The sequence below is a fragment of the Gordonia amicalis NBRC 100051 = JCM 11271 genome (assembly GCF_000332995.1).
In the GTDB taxonomy this organism is placed as follows: domain Bacteria; phylum Actinomycetota; class Actinomycetes; order Mycobacteriales; family Mycobacteriaceae; genus Gordonia; species Gordonia amicalis.
On sequence record NZ_BANS01000016.1, the window covers coordinates 166,505 to 182,079 of the forward strand.

At 66.8% G+C, this 15,575-nt stretch carries 15 protein-coding genes and 1 pseudogene; 12 read left to right on the forward strand and 4 right to left on the reverse strand.

Translation table 11 applies throughout. From position 1 onward, the window contains the following. Window positions 1-65 precede the first annotated feature (65 nt). From GOAMI_RS09160 to GOAMI_RS09180, 5 genes are all read left to right on the forward strand, one after another. Window positions 66-731 (forward strand): MogA/MoaB family molybdenum cofactor biosynthesis protein, encoded by a 666-nt coding sequence (locus tag GOAMI_RS09160; RefSeq protein WP_006357808.1) that lies wholly within the window; start codon window positions 66-68, stop codon window positions 729-731. A 696-nt stretch (window positions 732-1,427) separates the two neighbouring features. Then, the gene (locus tag GOAMI_RS09170; protein WP_006436208.1) at window positions 1,428-2,069 is read left to right on the forward strand and encodes an MspA family porin; all 642 of its coding nucleotides are present in this window, start codon (window positions 1,428-1,430) and stop codon (window positions 2,067-2,069) included. A 68-nt stretch (window positions 2,070-2,137) separates the two neighbouring features. Continuing rightward, window positions 2,138-2,824 (forward strand): MspA family porin, encoded by a 687-nt coding sequence (locus GOAMI_RS09175; protein WP_006436209.1) that lies wholly within the window; start codon window positions 2,138-2,140, stop codon window positions 2,822-2,824. Between the two features lie 270 nt (window positions 2,825-3,094). Then, window positions 3,095-3,223 (forward strand): hypothetical protein, encoded by a 129-nt coding sequence (locus GOAMI_RS23440; RefSeq protein ID WP_255219188.1) that lies wholly within the window; start codon window positions 3,095-3,097, stop codon window positions 3,221-3,223. A 1,488-nt stretch (window positions 3,224-4,711) separates the two neighbouring features. Continuing rightward, window positions 4,712-5,332 (forward strand): hypothetical protein, encoded by a 621-nt coding sequence (locus GOAMI_RS09180; protein ID WP_006436211.1) that lies wholly within the window; start codon window positions 4,712-4,714, stop codon window positions 5,330-5,332. 124 nt (window positions 5,333-5,456) lie between these two features. Here GOAMI_RS09180 and mscL read toward each other — a convergent pair whose 3' ends face one another. Together mscL and GOAMI_RS09190 are read right to left on the reverse strand one after the other, a co-directional pair. Continuing rightward, window positions 5,457-6,296, reverse strand: coding sequence for a large conductance mechanosensitive channel protein MscL (gene mscL, locus GOAMI_RS09185; protein ID WP_006357814.1), 840 nt, complete (start codon window positions 6,294-6,296; stop codon window positions 5,457-5,459). 156 nt (window positions 6,297-6,452) lie between these two features. Continuing rightward, entirely contained in the window at window positions 6,453-7,124 is a 672-nt protein-coding gene (locus GOAMI_RS09190) for an SAF domain-containing protein (protein WP_051995392.1), read from the reverse strand. A gap of 226 nt (window positions 7,125-7,350) precedes the next feature. Here GOAMI_RS09190 and nhaA point away from each other — a divergent pair, with 226 nt between their 5' ends. Beyond that, on the forward strand, window positions 7,351-8,577 hold the full coding sequence (gene nhaA / locus GOAMI_RS09195) for a Na+/H+ antiporter NhaA (protein WP_040004704.1): 1,227 nt from the start codon (window positions 7,351-7,353) through the stop codon (window positions 8,575-8,577). 111 nt (window positions 8,578-8,688) lie between these two features. Then, window positions 8,689-9,015, forward strand: a complete 327-nt coding sequence (locus GOAMI_RS22575) for an FmdB family zinc ribbon protein (protein ID WP_081598220.1) — start codon at window positions 8,689-8,691, stop codon at window positions 9,013-9,015. Between the two features lie 84 nt (window positions 9,016-9,099). Here GOAMI_RS22575 and GOAMI_RS09205 read toward each other — a convergent pair whose 3' ends face one another. Further along, window positions 9,100-9,678: a 5-formyltetrahydrofolate cyclo-ligase gene (locus GOAMI_RS09205; protein WP_174324720.1), complete on the reverse strand. Its 579-nt coding sequence runs from the start codon at window positions 9,676-9,678 to the stop codon at window positions 9,100-9,102. 133 nt (window positions 9,679-9,811) lie between these two features. Here GOAMI_RS09205 and GOAMI_RS09210 point away from each other — a divergent pair, with 133 nt between their 5' ends. From GOAMI_RS09210 to sepX, 5 genes and pseudogenes are all read left to right on the forward strand, one after another. Continuing rightward, window positions 9,812-10,753 (forward strand): UTP--glucose-1-phosphate uridylyltransferase, encoded by a 942-nt coding sequence (locus GOAMI_RS09210; RefSeq protein ID WP_006436215.1) that lies wholly within the window; start codon window positions 9,812-9,814, stop codon window positions 10,751-10,753. A 94-nt stretch (window positions 10,754-10,847) separates the two neighbouring features. Then, the gene (gene glp / locus GOAMI_RS09215; RefSeq protein WP_006436216.1) at window positions 10,848-12,152 is read left to right on the forward strand and encodes a molybdotransferase-like divisome protein Glp; all 1,305 of its coding nucleotides are present in this window, start codon (window positions 10,848-10,850) and stop codon (window positions 12,150-12,152) included. A 74-nt stretch (window positions 12,153-12,226) separates the two neighbouring features. Further along, window positions 12,227-12,883 carry a GNAT family N-acetyltransferase gene (locus GOAMI_RS09220; RefSeq protein ID WP_040004705.1) on the forward strand — a complete coding sequence of 219 codons (657 nt, stop codon included), beginning with the start codon at window positions 12,227-12,229 and terminating at the stop codon, window positions 12,881-12,883. A 14-nt stretch (window positions 12,884-12,897) separates the two neighbouring features. Beyond that, a pseudogene (locus GOAMI_RS09225) lies at window positions 12,898-13,544 on the forward strand (SIMPL domain-containing protein). A 126-nt stretch (window positions 13,545-13,670) separates the two neighbouring features. Then, the gene (gene sepX / locus GOAMI_RS09230) at window positions 13,671-14,813 is read left to right on the forward strand and encodes a divisome protein SepX/GlpR (protein ID WP_006436219.1); all 1,143 of its coding nucleotides are present in this window, start codon (window positions 13,671-13,673) and stop codon (window positions 14,811-14,813) included. A gap of 4 nt (window positions 14,814-14,817) precedes the next feature. Here the strand turns inward: sepX and GOAMI_RS09235 are convergent, their stop codons facing one another. Continuing rightward, window positions 14,818-15,567 (reverse strand): hypothetical protein, encoded by a 750-nt coding sequence (locus tag GOAMI_RS09235; protein WP_006436220.1) that lies wholly within the window; start codon window positions 15,565-15,567, stop codon window positions 14,818-14,820. Window positions 15,568-15,575 lie beyond the last annotated feature (8 nt).

Here is a 15,575-nt window from a genome sequence, read left to right on the forward strand (position 1 = left end):
CACAACTACAGAGCGCACCACGACCGTCCATCGGACGGTCCGAGAAGATAGAGAAAGGGCCTGCCATGACTTACGCCGGATCCCCCGTTCCCGGAAACCCCGCCATCTCCGGCGACACCGACGAAGGGCAGTCCCTGGACGTCCGTCTCGCTGGTGATCCGGGTCAGGTCGATCCGGCCGACGTGGTGGCCGCCGACGCCGCCGCGCGGGAGTTCGTTGCGCGCCACGAGCAGGCCACCCACCGGCCGCAGGGCGAGGAGATCGGCCGGGCACTCGTCGTCGTCGTCGACGACGAGGCGGCGCACGGAGAGGACCAGCGTCTGCTCGGGCCGCTCGTCGGTGAACTGCTCGCCGAGGCGGGGTTCCATGTCGATGCGGCCGTTGTCGTATCCGGCGACGAGGTGGAGATCCGCAACGCACTGAACACCGCGGTGATCGGTGGCGTCGATCTGGTGGTGTCGGTCGGCGGGGTGGGTGTCGGCGCCCGCGACGTCACCCCGGAGGCCACCGAGCCCCTGCTCGATCGCCGGCTCCGCGGCATCGAGGAGGCGGTCCGCAGTTCCGGTCTCGCCGCCGGCGCGACGGACGGCGGACTTTCGCGCGGGCTGGCCGGAATCTCCGGGCAGACGTTAGTCGTCAATCTGGCCAATTCCCGCGCCGCGGTGCGCGACGGAATGGCGACCGCGGCACCACTCGCCAAATATGTGATCGAGTCCATAAGTGAATTCTGATTATGGCCGCGATTACTCGTCTCGAGTACTGTTGAGCAAGGCTAAGGATCTCCCGGAACACAGGGACGATCGACCGACCGGAAACGGGGCGTCCCGTCCGCCGGCGGCTGACCGTGAGCACCCCGGAAAACGACCGATGAGCAGTAGCGATGACGCTGCTGCTCGTCGTGCTGCACGGCGGGCGAAGCTCGATTCCGTGTTCGGTGACGACCTCCCGGATCTCACCACAGACGAGTATGGCGAAGATCACAAAGGCCACTCTCAGGATTGGTTCGAAGCGCAGCGCCCGCCTCATTACGAGTGAAATGCGACTTCTTCTACATAGCCGCATCAGCGTGTTTATCTACCGTTAACTTTGGTCCGTTGATGGATCACGTATTCGATATTTGTGATGCTGCGTCTCCAGTTCGTGACACGGCTGAGTCCAGCTGTTGCCTGTTCTGAGACCCCTCCGATAACGTTCGGCTCGACAACGCTCGGTGCCCCCGTAAAGGGGACATGAGCAGTGTCCTGCGATCTGTCGCGAGTGACGACGCAGCAGTGACCAGGAATTCGATGAATCCTCAACGGAAGCTAAGTAGTGCGTCAGAGCATGCTGAGCACCACCGTGGGGAGCACATCGAACGTCGAGGTCATGACTTGCGGATGTGAATGCATTCCGCGGGGGTAACAGCCGAATCCTGTGAGAGGGAACGAATGAGCAAGTTCAGCAAGCTTGGGCTGCGCCGCGCCGCGGGCGCGGTCGCGATCGCCTCGGCCGCGGTCGTGGGCCTGGCAGGCATGGGCGTCGGCGATGCCGCGGCTGCCGGTCTGCCGAATGGTTACAAGAAGGCCGCCGGCATCGACGGCGAGTCCATCCAGACGTGGCGCACCGGTGAGAGCGCGTACCCGGTTTCGACTGTGGCGAACAACCCGGCATCGCGTGGCTTCGCGATCTCCGGCACCTACACCGCGAAGGCTTCGGCCGGTGTCGGCGGCAAGCTCGCCGTCAAGTACATCATCGGTTGCCAGGTCGACGTCAGCGGCATCTCGCTCGATCTGGGCGGCGCCATCAGCCTCACCGCCACCACTCTGTCCGGTTCGCTCGGCCTCCCGCTGAAGCCGGGACAGGTCGCGGTCGTCGACATCACCGACAAGGACTTCTCGGACAGTGGCATCGCCGCCGTCCAGCTGTCGCAGCTCACCTTCAACCTCAACCAGTGCGGTGGCTTCGCCTCGGCACGCTCCGCGGCCAAGGTCATCGGCGCCAAGGGATACAGCACCGACGACGGCAAGCTGAGCGGCGAGGGCACCCTCATCCAGTCGACCCTGTACGGCAAGCCCTTCACCATCAACTGACCGGGCAGATAACAAGCACGTCCTGACTTATCTGCCCTGCGCAGATTGATATTCCACGAAGGGGAATCATGAAGAAGAACATCACGCGTCGCGTGGTTGCGGCGGCCGGTCTCGCCGGTGCCGTCGCGATGGGCCTCACCAGCCTCGGCGCCGGCGGCGCCACCGCCGGGCCGCTGCCCGGTGGCACGATCACCAAGACCCTGGTCGACGGCACCCCGGTCACGGTCCAGCTGTTCGACGAGTACGTCAACGTCCAGCGCCCGATCAGCAACGTCCCGACCACCCGCGAGGTGTGGCTCTCCGGCAAGGTCCGTGTCACCGTCGGCGGCAAGGCCGAGGGCGGCTCGGTCAAGGTCGGCTACGACGTCGGCTGCCAGGTGAACTTCGGTGGCGGCGAGGTCGGCCTCCCCGGTCTCAAGGCCGGTATCGACTACAGCGATCCGTTGAACGTCACTGCCGGTGGTGGAATCGACGGCCAAGAGGTCGGCGGCGGCTTCAGCCTCGGCCCGGGTGAGGTCAAGCGCAAGTGGCTCATCAACGAGACCTCGGGCGACAACACCGCTTACACCGACTACGAGCTCAACGGCTACACCTTCAAGGGCAAGGCCGGTGGCGTGGCCTACAGCCAGGAGCAGTTCAAGGTGGAGAGCTGCGCCGGCTACGCCGCTGCTCGCGCCTTCATCCAGGTGACGGTCAGCACCGACGCCGTCAAGGGCATCGTCGTGCTCAACGGCAAGCCGTTCAGCCTCGGCTGATCGACTCGCTGACCCTCAGCAGCACCGCGGGGCGGGGATCCATCATGGATCCCCGCCCCGCGGCGTTTTGCTGCGGAGGTGCTGATGAAGTCCTGTGATCTTCTGTGATCCGCGCGCGGACAACGGCTTTCATCGGGATCGTGCGCTGATGTCGATCGCGGCGGTGAGGGAGCCGTCGCCGGCAGAGTGTGGCGTTGCGTGACCTCGAGGAGTGGGCGGAAGACGACACTCGAGTGAGGCGTCCGGCTGTACCAGCACACGCAACGGCTCGTGCCGCATGCGCGGCACCGCTTCGGTACGGGAGATCTCGCGTCGCGCAACACCTCCGACGTGGAGGCGGCCGACGGCCCGCTGCCGTCGAGCGTGGTCACCGCCGCCGTCGTGAGCCCGATCGTCTAGGACGCAGCCGTATTCGTGACGCAGTGACCGAGTCTGGATCTGTGGTTACAGACACGCCAGGCAGGCTCTGTACGGACTGGCGGTCAAGGGCATTTCGGCGACACCCGGCGCCGAACGCGTAGCGCAGGTATTCGACGCGTCGGTTGGGTTGTACGGGAACAGATCTCAAGTGCTTTCCTACGTGGCAGCGACGAGCGGTCGAGGCCGGCTCCGCCCAGCAGCACCACCCGGAAGCCACAACCACGAACCTGACCTTGGACATGAGCGCCGTCGTCAGCGATGCGCGGGGGGGGGCTGATCACACGTCACCCGGGGTCATTGACCCCGCGCACCGGTCGAGCTGAGCAATGGGCGATTCAGCACTCTGGCGCCGAAAAGGCAGTCATCCGAGCGTGGGTCGCCAGTCCGGAGTGGGACATGGAAAAGCCGCCCTGCCATTCACGGCAGGACGGCTGACCGATGAATCGGGTCTACTCGGCGATACTGTCGGAGCCCGCCTCGAGCGAGCCGGTCACCAGTTCGACGATCGCGTCGGTGATTGCGCCTTGAATGATGTCCGCCATGTTGTGCCTCCCTCGTCGGAAAATGTTCTGACTGTCGGTCCACAGAGGCGCCGAACAGCCGTGACACCAAGACTACAGTATCTCGCGGTCCGAAGTGGACGTGGAAGTGAGATATCGGCAACCAGAGAATGGCCATCAGTGGACGAATCGGCACAAATCAACCGTTCGGCACATTTCATTCCTCACGTTCCTCGGTGGTCTCCCCTGAGGTAGAAACTCGGCACCACACAAAAAACACCGCCTCCCGGCACGAGGCCAGAAGGCGGTGTGAAGCTCGGACGGCCTAAGCGGTCGTCTCCGACTCCGACTCCGTCGAACCGCTCTGCAGGTCCCTCAAGAGTTCGGAGATGTTGATGTCGATTCCGGTGGCCATGTGGTCTCCTCCTTTGTGCTGTACGGGATCAGGCGCCTGGGAAGGTGCCTGTCAGTCCTCGGGATCGATGGGAACGCCGTCGCTGTCAAGAGACCCGGTCATCAGGTCTTTGATGGCATCTTCGATTCCGCCACCGACAACTTGGCCCATGAGAATTCCCCTTCGTCGTACTGAGCGTTTTCGTCGTACTGAACGTTGTGTTGTTCAGAATTCGATCGGCGGACAGCCGCCGTTTGTTCTACTCGGCGGGCGGTGTGGTTTCGCCTTCGGTGGACCCGGTGACCAATTCTTCGATGTAGAGGCGGATCCAGGAAATGCTGATCGCGTCGGACACGTGAATCTCCTACTCATTGCCACTTCGTTGTGAAGTACGGAAGTCCGTCTCAGACGGCCTCGCGGTCGACAATACCGCACCCGGTCCCGGCTGTCGTGGCGGGCGAATGCTGAATTCTCGGTGACGAATATCTTACGTGGCGGTAACATGTCTCGGTGCTCCGAAGCAGCCGTGAACCGCCATACTCGCCCCGGCCGTCGTTGGTGTGCTGATATTGGGTGGTGACCCAGCACGCGGCTTATCGCAATCAGGCAGCACGTCCGTTGGTCGTCTCCGACCGCGACGGCGCGCTCGACCTGCTCGAGAACGGACTGCGGGAGGTTCCGGTCTACCGGTGGCTGATCGGTGACGACGCACCGGCGGATGCGTACCGGTGGTACGGCGAGGTCCTGTTGGTCGAGTGCATGAATGGTCTCCAGGGAATCTTCGACGACACAGGCAATCTGACTGCTGTGATCGCGGTGTCCGAGTCCTCCGAAGAAGCCGGTGTCGTCGACGGCGAACTCAAGGACCGCACCCGTCGGTGGGTCCAGAGGATCGACGGGTTCGTGGACCGTTTCCGGGAGTTGCAGAGCAAGACAGACGAAGCCAAGGTCGCCGACGAAGCGATCCGCGTCATCTTCGCTCTGGTCCACCCGGAGCGACGCGGCGGCGGGACGCTCGCGGCACTGGTGGACCCGGTGGTCGAGCGGGCACGGCGCCTCGGAATGCCCGTCACGGCGAGCACGTCGGACCGGCGGTTGTCGGAGCTCTACGCCCGCAAGTGGAATTGTCTGGTGCGCGCGGAGTTCACCCTCACCGACGGTCCGACGGTGTGGGTTCAGCGGCTCGACCCGTAGCGGTCGAATCCAACTGACGAATGCGACTGAATCCGGCGAACTCGGAGCCTCCTGGGGTGGCTGTCGATGTCACCGACGATTTCGGCCCCGCCTGGTGGGCGAGGGCCGAAAAAGGGTGAAACTCTCAGCGCGAGTGGCGTCCCGGCGCGTCCGGACCGTCACCGGGGAACTGTTCGCTCGGGTACTGCTCACCTGGGTACTGCTCGCCCGGGTACGGCTGCTCACCGGGGTACTGGGAGCCGGGGGGCGGGTAGTTGCCGGGAGGCGGATAGTTTCCGGGCGGTGGGTAGTTACCCGGAGCCGGCTGCGGCGTCGGATACGGCTGGCCTCCCGGGCCGGCGGGCTGACCCTGCGGCGAGTTGAACAGCGGCGACGACTGCGGTCCCGACTGCGATGGTCCGTGCTGGAACGGCTGACCCGACGACGGGGGAGTCGAAATCCGTTGTGTGGTACCGGCACCGGACGGCGACTCGTACGGTGCGAGGGGGCCCGACTGGGGCGTGTAGACGTCACCGGCCGGCGCGGATGGCTCGGCCAGATGTGGCGGCAGATCGCTCTCCGCCTCGGCCTTGGCCTTCGACTTTCCCTCCGGATCGAGCAGGTCGCGGATCTCGGTGAGCAGAGCTACCTCGGTGACCTCGGACTTCTTGCCGAAGCCGCCCAGCTCCGCGAGCCTGTTGTAGGGCAGGATGATGATGAAGTACACCACCGCCGCGATGATCAGGAAGTTGATGACGGCGGTGATCACGCCGCCGAGGTCGACGAATGTCGAGGCGTTGTCGGTGATCTGGAAGCCGAGTCCCTGTGCGGCGTCCGTACCGATCGGGATCGAGTTGATGATCGGTTGGACGATGCCGTCGGTGAACGCGGTCACGATGGCGGTGAAGGCCGCACCGATGATGACTGCGGTAGCCAGCTCGACGACGTTGCCCTTGAGTATGAAGTCCTTGAATCCCTTGAGCACGGTGTGCGGCCTCTCCTTGGTAATCCCGCTCTTGTTTCCGGCGATTCGGTTTCGGTCGGTGCAAATCCGACATGTGCTGTGCGAACTCGTACTACCCTATCCACGATCGTGAACCGCGCGATCCATTTGCCTTGAATCGTCCGGAGTGTCGCGGGTTCAGTGCAGGACGACCGCGAGCGAAGACTCCAGACCCGCGGCGGCGACGCGATGGGCGGCTGCGGCATCCATCGCCAGGAGAACCGGTGCCACCGAGTTTCGACCGGAGGCGATCCCGCCCGAGGAGGACTGACCGGTGTGCATCGCCACGACGGCGCGTCGTGCGAGGACATCGGCCGAATCGGTCAGCACATCAACCACATCCCCGGGCCGGAGCAACGAGGTGACCGCCTCGTCGGACAACCGGACCGGTACGAGACGGGCGTCGTCGACCCCGGTCAGCTCGGCCGGCAGACGCGAGGACAACAGCCGGGTGTCGGTGAGTATCTCCCCGGTCCGTACGCGACCGGTGACGGTACGGCCGGTCGCGAGTGCGGCATCGGAGATCGCCCCGGCGGGGACCGTGCTCCCCATGACGAGCCGAGGGGTGAGATCACCGGCGTCGACCATCTGGCCGGGTATCAGATCGTGTGCCGCGACGAGCACCTCGAACTCCCCGTCGGCGCGGGCCCCCACCACTGCGACGACGGCGGCCGCGACGATCAGCGCTACCGCGACCAGTCGTCGGACCGCGAGACTGCGCGTCCATCCGGGACGCACTGCGTGAGCAATCCGGTCGCCCAGGCGTGGGCCGAGCCGCTCGCGCGGCAACGACATCCGAGTCAGTGGCATGGCTGGACGATAGGCGTCGACCGCCCGGGAAACGGTGCCGCGGACTCGTTGTGGACAGTCGTGGAGTCCGGCGTCGTGCTGTGCACAAGCGACCGCCGGGTCGGCCTCCGCTAGGGTGACGTCGGAAACAAACCATGGTGTGCCGGGAAGTCTGGTCGGCCGTCGCCCGGTGAAGGGTGGCGTGAAGAGGGCACGTGTACGTGTGCCCCGCGGACAGAGGAGTTCCATGACACGCGACCGACTGCGGCAGTGGGCCGCTCTCGACACCACCAGCGGCGTGCTGTTGCTCATCACGGCGGCCATCGCAGTCGTATGGGCCAATTCACCGTGGCGGGAGAGCTACACGTCGCTGCTGCACACCGAGATCGGTCCCGAAGCCCTGCATCTGCATCTCTCGCTGGCGCACTGGGCGTCCGACGGACTGCTGGCGATCTTCTTCTTCGTGGTCGGTGTGGAGCTCAAACACGAGTTCGTCGCCGGCAGCCTCCGCGACCTGAAGCTCGCCGGGGTGCCGATCGCGGCCGCCGTGGGCGGTATGGTCACGCCCGCGCTCTGTTACGTGGTCGTCGTCGCGGCCGGAGACCCCGAGGGGCTTCGGGGATGGGCCATCCCGACGGCCACCGACATCGCCTTCGCGCTCGCCGTCCTCGCGATCTTCGGTCGCGGCCTCCCACTGCCGTTGCGGACGTTCCTGCTCACGCTGGCCGTCGTCGACGACCTGCTCGGCATCGTCGTGATCGCGACCTTCTACACCGACGAGATCGACTTCGTCATGCTCGGCGGCGCGATCGCGGTGGTCGCGGTGTTCGCCGTGCTGGTGCGTCGGTCGTGGCAACTCTGGCCGCTCCTGATCCCGGTCGGCCTCGTCGCCTGGGGCCTCATGCACGCGTCCGGCGTGCACGCCACCGTCGCGGGTGTGCTGCTCGGCTTCGCCGTGCCCGCGGTCGCCATCCGCGGCGAGAAGATCCCCCGCACCGAACGGCTCGACGAGGCGGTCCGTCCCTACTCCGCGGCGATCGCGCTCCCGGTCTTCGCCTTCGCCGCCGCCGGCGTGACGGTGATCGGCGGTGAGGGCTCGATCGTGCAGCCCGTGTCGATCGGCATCGTGCTCGGACTCGTGGCCGGCAAACTCGTCGGCGTCCTCGGATCGACGTGGCTGATGACGAGGTTCACGCCGTTACGGCTGCCCGATGCCATCGGAATCCGGGACCTGCTGCCGATCGGCATGCTCACCGGCGTCGGCTTCACCGTGGCGCTTCTCATCGCCGAACTCAGCTTCGAGGGCGGCTCCGACGACCACGCCGCGGCTGCCAAGGCGGCCATCCTGGCCGGTTCGCTCATCTCCGCGGTGCTCGCCGCGGTCCTGTTGCGCTGGGATGCGCACCAGGCGCGCGACGCCGACATGAACCGCGACAACATCCCCGACGTCAACCGCGACGTGATCGGCGGATAGAGGTCGGGAGTGGTCGCCGGGCGGGCTGGGTGGACCCGCGTTAGCACTCGGAATGTGGGAGTGCCAAAATCGGTTACACTTGTCAGCGTTTACTGACTTTCGGAGGTTCAGGTGCCCACCTACTCGTATGCCTGCACGGAGTGCGACAACAAGTTCGACATCGTCCAGTCGTTCTCCGACGATTCGTTGACCGAATGCCCGCAGTGCACAGGTCGCCTGCGCAAGCTGTTCAACTCGGTCGGCATCGTGTTCAAGGGGAGCGGCTTCTACCGCACCGACTCGCGGTCGGGTTCGTCCTCCTCGGACGCCGCGTCGTCCTCGTCGTCGGACAGTTCGTCGTCGAGCAGCTCCACGTCCGGCAGTTCCTCGACCTCGTCGGATTCGTCGAGCTCGAGCAGCGCCACCAAGAGCGACAGCAAGGTCGCCACGCCCGCCTGACACGCGGGGCGCACAACTTCAGACCAGAACCTGGGCAGGAGCTCACCCGTCACGCGACGGACGCACCGCCCGGGTTCTGTCGTCTCAGCCGAGTTCCTGGAACCCGCCGCCGGGGGTCAGCGCCCAGCCCACGGCCACATCGTGATCGCCGGCCGGCAGGGAGTCGACGAACTCCTCGTCGTAGACCACCGCGACGAGTTCTGCGGACAGCCCCACGAGCGTGCGGTCGTAGTACCCGGCACCACGGCCGAGGCGGACGCCGGTCTTGTCGACGGACAGGGCGGGGATCAGGATCACCGACGCCGCGCGGATCGCGGCGACACCGAGGCGGTCGGTGGTGGGTTCGAGTAGGCCCCATCTCCCCGGCGACAACGATCCCGGACCGGTGTATCGCGCCCAGTCGAGCGGTGCGGGTTCGCCGGCGGGAACCACCGGGAGCAGCACCGTGACGCCGCGATCGAGCAGTGCGTCGAGCATCGCCGTCGATCCCGGCTCGTCGCCGACCGGCACATACGCGGCCACCGTGACGTCGTACTCGAGCCGGAACGGGCAGGTGTGTATCCACTCGGCGAGGTCTGCCGCAGCCCGCTCGCGCGCGGCCTTCGGTATGGCCGACCGGCGTTTCGCGGCTTCCTCGCGCCGTTGGTCCTTCAGGGTTCGCACGACGCGTCCGTCCTTCATCCCGTGGTGGCTCGCCGACGACCGAACTGTATCCGACCACGGTCTCGATCCGGGTGAGGTCCGGGTCACTGCCGTCCGTCCGGCCGGCCGGGGACACCTGTCCTAGGGTGGATTCATGACTGCGTCCAAAGAAGGCTTCAGTGAGTACGAGGCGGTACCCAACACTCCGCCGATCCCGCGTACCGCGGTGGTCCCGGCTGCCGGGCTGGGGACGCGGTTCCTCCCCGCCACCAAGACGGTGCCCAAGGAGTTGCTGCCGGTGGTCGACACCCCGGGCATCGAGCTGGTCGCCGAGGAGGCCAAGTCCGCCGGCGCCGAACGGCTCCTGATCATCACCTCCCCGGGCAAGGACGGGGTGGTCGCCCACTTCGTCAAGGACCTCGTGCTGGAGAGCACCCTCGCCAAGCGCGGCAAGGAGGCCATGCTCGCCAAGGTCCGCAAGGCCCCGAACCTCCTCGAGGTCGCCTCGGTGATCCAGGAGAAGCCTCTGGGTCTCGGTCATGCGGTCGGTTGCGTCGAGAACCTCCTCGACGACGACGAGGACGCCATCGCGGTCCTGTTGCCGGACGACCTCGTCCTGCCCGGTGGAGTGCTGGAGGTCATGGCACGTACCCGTCAGCGCCGGGGCGGTTCGGTACTGTGCGCGATCGAGGTTCCCGAGGACCGCATCAGCGCATACGGCGTCTTCGACGTCGAGCCGCTGCCGGATGCGAACAATCCCAATGTGATGAAGCTCAAGGGCATGGTCGAGAAGCCCGAGCCGCAGGACGCACCGTCGAACCTCGCGGCCGCTGGACGCTACATCCTCGACCGCAAGATCTTCGACGCGCTGCGCCGGATCAAGCCGGGTGCCGGTGGTGAACTCCAGCTCACCGACGCGATCGCGCTGCTCATCGAAGAGGGCGAACCGGTGCACGTCGTCGTGCACCGCGGCACCCGCCACGACCTGGGCAACCCGGGTGGCTACCTCAAGGCCGCGGTCGACTTCGCGCTCGACCGTGACGATTACGGGCCTGATCTGCGTGAGTGGCTGGAGAAGCGGCTGGCCGAGAGCTGATCGCCGGCGGCCTCCGCGCGCCTCGACCGTTCCGGCGCGCACGCCCGATAACGTTTCCCTGTGTTGTATCGAGCAGTGCGGGAAGAGCGGTGAGATGCGGTCCGTCGAAGATCATCTGACGCTCGTGACCGCCGCCGCGGTGGCGCCGCGGCCGGTGCGCGTCGCGATCTCCGAGGCGCAGGGTCTGATGTGCGCGGAGGAAGTGGTCACCGAGCATCCGATGCCGGGTTTCGACCAGGCCGCCATCGACGGTTACGCGGTGCGTGCCGTCGATGTGGCGCTCGCCGGTGTCGTCGCGCCGGAGGATCTCGAGGATTTCGATGCGAACGGCGCCGAACTCGTCGACCTCGAGGCAGGCGAACCGATGATCGTCTCGCTGCCCGTGGTCGGAGAGGTGGGTCCGGGGTCGCGGACCCCCACTCGGCTGCAGCCGCGACAGGCCGTCCGGGTCGAGACCGGTGCGCCGATGCCGACTCTCGCGGACGCGGTAGTGCCGCTGCGCTGGACCGACGGCGGCGACCAGAAGGTGAAGATCGGGCACGGCGTCGAGAGCGGCAACTATGTCCGACGGGTCGGGGACGACGTCCAGCCCGGTGACGTCGCGGTCCGTGCCGGCGCGATCATCGGTCCCGCCCAGGTGGGTCTGCTGGCTGCGGTGGGGCAGGCGCGCGTGATGGTCCACCCGCGCCCGCGGCTGTCGGTGATCTCGGTCGGCAGTGAGCTCGTCGACATCGATCGCACTCCCGGGCCAGGGCAGATCTACGACGTCAACAGCTATGCGCTCGCCGCGGCGGCGCGCGACGCCGGCGCCGACGTCAACCGGGTCGGCATCGCCGAGCGCGACGCCTCCCGCATGCGAGAGGTGGTCGAGGCGCAGCTCATCCGCTCCGAGATCGTGGTGATCTGCGGCGCGGTCGGCGGTAGCGCGTCGAAGGCCATCGCCGACGCCCTCGCCGATCTCGGTGAGCTCGAGATCGTCCGGGTGGCCATGCATCCGGGATCGGTGCAGGGCTTCGGCCGGCTCGGTCGCGACGAGGTGCCGACCTTCCTGCTGCCGGCGAACCCGGTGAGCGCGCTGGTGACCTTCGAGGTGATGGTGCGGCCGCTGATCCGTATCGCGCTGGGCAAGCGGCAGCCGATGCGCCGGGTCATCAAGGCCCGCACCATCGGGCCGATCGCGTCGGTGCGCGGCCGCAAAGGGTACCTCCGCGGACAGCTCATGCGGGACGAGCGGACCGGGGACTACCTGGTTCAGGTGCTCGGTGCGTCGCCGACCGGCTCGTCGCATCTGCTGGCCGAACTCGCCGAGGCGAACTGCCTCATCATGGTCGACCCCGACGTCGAAGAGATGAGCACCGGCGACGAGGTCGAGGTCGCCTTCCTCGCCCAGCGCGGCTGACCGCGGAGCGCGACTCTCCGCGAGACGCAGGTCTCATGCGGGGGATCCTGTGATTGCGCCTAAACTGTCATCTCGTGTTCAGGTGGTTGAGTGGCGGTGAGGGGAGTCCGGGCTGGCCGGCGTCCCTGGGACCGCTGCGCACCAGGGCCGGAACGGTCACGCTGCGCCCGGTGAAGATGCGGGACGGCAAGACCTGGAGCGCACTGCGCATCCGTAATCAGAATTCGTTGTTGCCCTGGGAACCGACCGGCGTCGGGAGCTGGGCCGACCGGCATCAGCCCGGTTCGTGGCCGCCGTTGTTCGCGGTGCTGAAATCCGAGGCCAAGCGCGGCACGATCCTGCCGTTCGTGATCGAACTCGACGGCCAGTACGTGGGGCAGCTGACCGTCGGCAACATTCAGCGCGGAGCCGTGCGCAGCGCGTGGATCGGCTACTGGGTCGACGACACGCATTCCGGGAAGGGCATCGCGACGGCAGCTGTCGCTCTGGGCGTGGATCACTGCTTCGGTCCGGTCGGCCTGCACCGGCTCGACGCGACCGTGCAGCCGGCCAACGACGCCTCGCAGAAGGTGTTGAAGAACATCGGTTTTCGGCAGGAGGGCCTGCTGGTCCGGTACATGGACGTCAACAAGCGCTGGCGCGACCACATGTTGTTCGCGTTGACGGCCGAGGAGGTCGTCGGCTCCGCGGCCGAGGCGCTGGTCCGTTCGGGCCGGGCGACATTCCAGTAGAAAGGCTATGCGCCGTGAGCGAGCTGGAAATCGTGGTTCGCGGCAACGCGCGCGGCCGCTACGCCCCAGAACGTGGCGTCATCGACATCGCCGTCCATCTCGAAGCCCGGTGAAGTCTGCGGTGTACGAGTCTGCGGTGACGCTGCATTCCAGGATCACCGACGCCCTCGGCGAACTCGAAGCGGCCGGCGCGGTCAACCGGTGGACCGCCGAATCGGTACGGGTGTACTCGTACCGGCCCTACACCAACGAGGGCGAGTCACGGGAACCGATGTACAACACCCGTATTCGTCTCGATGCCGAGTTCGGCGACTTCGAGAAGCTGTCGGAGTTCATCGACACCTGGTCGGGCGAGGAGGGGGTGACGATCGACGGCGTCCGCTGGGACGTGCACGAGGCCAGCCGTCGCGCACACGAACGTGAACTGCGCCGGGAGGCGGTCGAGGACGCAATTGCCAAGGCGCAGGCCTACTCCGACGCCGTGGGCCGCGGACCGGTGACACCGACACTCCTGTCCGACCCCGACATGGTCGACCACGTCGCGTCGCCGCGTGCGCGATTGATGGGTGCCGCCGTCGCGGGTTCGGCGCCGAGTCTGGAACTGCGGGCCGACGACATCGAGATCGACGTCGCGGTCGACGCGCGGTTCCGCGCTGAGTGACTGAGAGTGGCGTGTGAATCCGCGTCGACATGACCGCGCTACGGCGCGTCGGCGTGGAACTGGGACTTTCGGGCCCTAGATTGTGGAGTGGCCTCGTGTGACCAGAGTGAATGAAGGGAGAGTCGCATGCCCAACTCCGTACTGTGGGTTTGTCTCGTCGCGGTCTGGCTCTTCGTGCTGGTCCCCATGGTGATCAAGGGTCGTCCCCAGATCCTCAAGTCCACTGAGGCCGCGAAGAAGACGCGACTGCTCCACCGTGGTGGAGCGCGAGCGACGGCACCGTCGACCGCGCGACGCCGCTCGTCGGCTCGCCATCCGCACGACCCGTCCTGGAAGTCGACGCGTAAGACGGCCGCGACCGCCACCGCCGTCGTCGACGAGACCGAGGACGACACCCAGACCGACGATGCCGACGACACGACGAAGGTCCAGAGCGTCGGGGACGTCGAGGTCGAGAAGCCGACGGTCGAGGCCTCCGATGACGCCGACGACGCCGCCGACGACGATCTGACCGCCGACGCCCACGCCGACGCCGCCGACGACGCCCACGCCGACGCCGCCGACGACGCCCACGCCGACGCCGCCGACGACGTCGAGGCCGACGACACAGACGACGAAGCCGAGTACGAGGATTCCGAAGAGGCCGAGTACGAGGACGATTCAGAGGCCGCCGAGTACGAGGACGCGACCGACGATCTCGACGAGGACGAATACGACGACTACGCCCGTGCGTCCCGGCACACCGAGGACGAGCCGGAAACGGTCGTCGACGAGCTGGAGGACGAGCGTCCGGCTGCGCACACCGCACAGTCCGGGCGGGGTCGCCGCAGCGTCTACTCCTCGGAGAAGGAACGCGAGCTGAAGTATCGCGAGCGTCAGCGGGTCACTCTCGGCCTGTTCGCGCTGCTGATCCTGGCAGTGGTGTCCGGGTTCCTCATCGGGACGACTGGTTGGGTCGCCACCGGTGTGATCGGGCTGATGCTGGTCGGCTACCTCGCATACCTGCGTCGGGCCGTGAAGGTGGAGCAGCAGATCCGGGCCCAGCGGCTTGCCCGTGCCAAGCGTGCGCAGCGCGCTGAGGAGGAGCGTCGTCGACGCGCCGCCGCGGTGCCCGAGTTCGCCGCCGCACCGCCGCCCCCGCGCCTGCGACGTCCCGGTGGCGCAGTGGTTCTCGAGATCGACGACGAGGACCCCGTCTTCGATCACCTGCCCCCGTTCCAGCGTCGCCGCATGGACCGCGAGGACGTGGAGTACCGCCGGGTCGGCTGACCTTTCAGCTGCCTTTGGTCAGCGACGCCCTGCCGTGCGACTCCAGCCAGGCCTGGCCGCGTCTGGCGGCCGTCGAGAGGGCGAATCGCTCACCGACATAGGTCGCCGGTGCGCCGATCACCGGGATGTACCCGAGCATCCGGAACAGCACCATCGGCTGGGGACGCTTCTCGAACTCGTCATCGACCGCTCGGAGCAGCTTCGCGGCGTCCCAGATACCGCGGAACAGCGACTTCTTGCGCTCGTCCGGGTCGGTGGGTAGTGCGGCACCGGATTCCGCGTCGACGTCAGGCGTGGAGATGTCCCGTCCGCACAGCACCGACGCCAGGAGCGCGACCTGGCGACCGCGCTCGGTGACCCCGTACTCGCGGGCGATCGCGACGAGCACCATCGCCTGGTTGGCGAACCCCAGATAAGGCGTGACCGGCAGGCGCTTCGCCCAGACGCCGAAGACACCGGGGAAGGCGACCGCACCGGTGTTCAGCGTGCCGATGCGGGTCACCCACCAGCTCGCGCGCTTGTGCATCGGCCGTTCGCCCCAGCCCTTGGTGCCGGGCCAGTCGGCGACGTCGAGGAGCTTCGCCGCGGCGTGCCGGGCCTGCTGGAGGCGGGAATCCGGGTGGTCGTCGTCGTGGAAGGTGTGTTCCTTGAGGTCGAGCGGGTCCCGTTCGGCGAGCACGTCGAGGACCGGGTTGATCACCCCCACGACATTGTTGAGAACACCGGCCAACTGCTGATCAGACATCTGAGGCACCGACCCAG

Bases quoted from the DNA above. Each gene is read 5' to 3' on its own strand.
- GOAMI_RS09160 (WP_006357808.1), top strand. From the start codon at position 66: ATGACTTACGCCGGATCCCCCGTTCCCGGAAACCCCGCCATCTCCGGC.
- GOAMI_RS09170 (WP_006436208.1), top strand. From the start codon at position 1,428: ATGAGCAAGTTCAGCAAGCTTGGGCTGCGCCGCGCCGCGGGCGCGGTC.
- GOAMI_RS09175 (WP_006436209.1), top strand. From the start codon at position 2,138: ATGAAGAAGAACATCACGCGTCGCGTGGTTGCGGCGGCCGGTCTCGCC.
- GOAMI_RS09190 (WP_051995392.1), bottom strand. From the start codon at position 7,124: ATGCCACTGACTCGGATGTCGTTGCCGCGCGAGCGGCTCGGCCCACGC.
- nhaA (WP_040004704.1), top strand. From the start codon at position 7,351: ATGACACGCGACCGACTGCGGCAGTGGGCCGCTCTCGACACCACCAGC.
- GOAMI_RS09210 (WP_006436215.1), top strand. From the start codon at position 9,812: ATGACTGCGTCCAAAGAAGGCTTCAGTGAGTACGAGGCGGTACCCAAC.
- glp (WP_006436216.1), top strand. From the start codon at position 10,848: ATGCGGTCCGTCGAAGATCATCTGACGCTCGTGACCGCCGCCGCGGTG.
- sepX (WP_006436219.1), top strand. From the start codon at position 13,671: ATGCCCAACTCCGTACTGTGGGTTTGTCTCGTCGCGGTCTGGCTCTTC.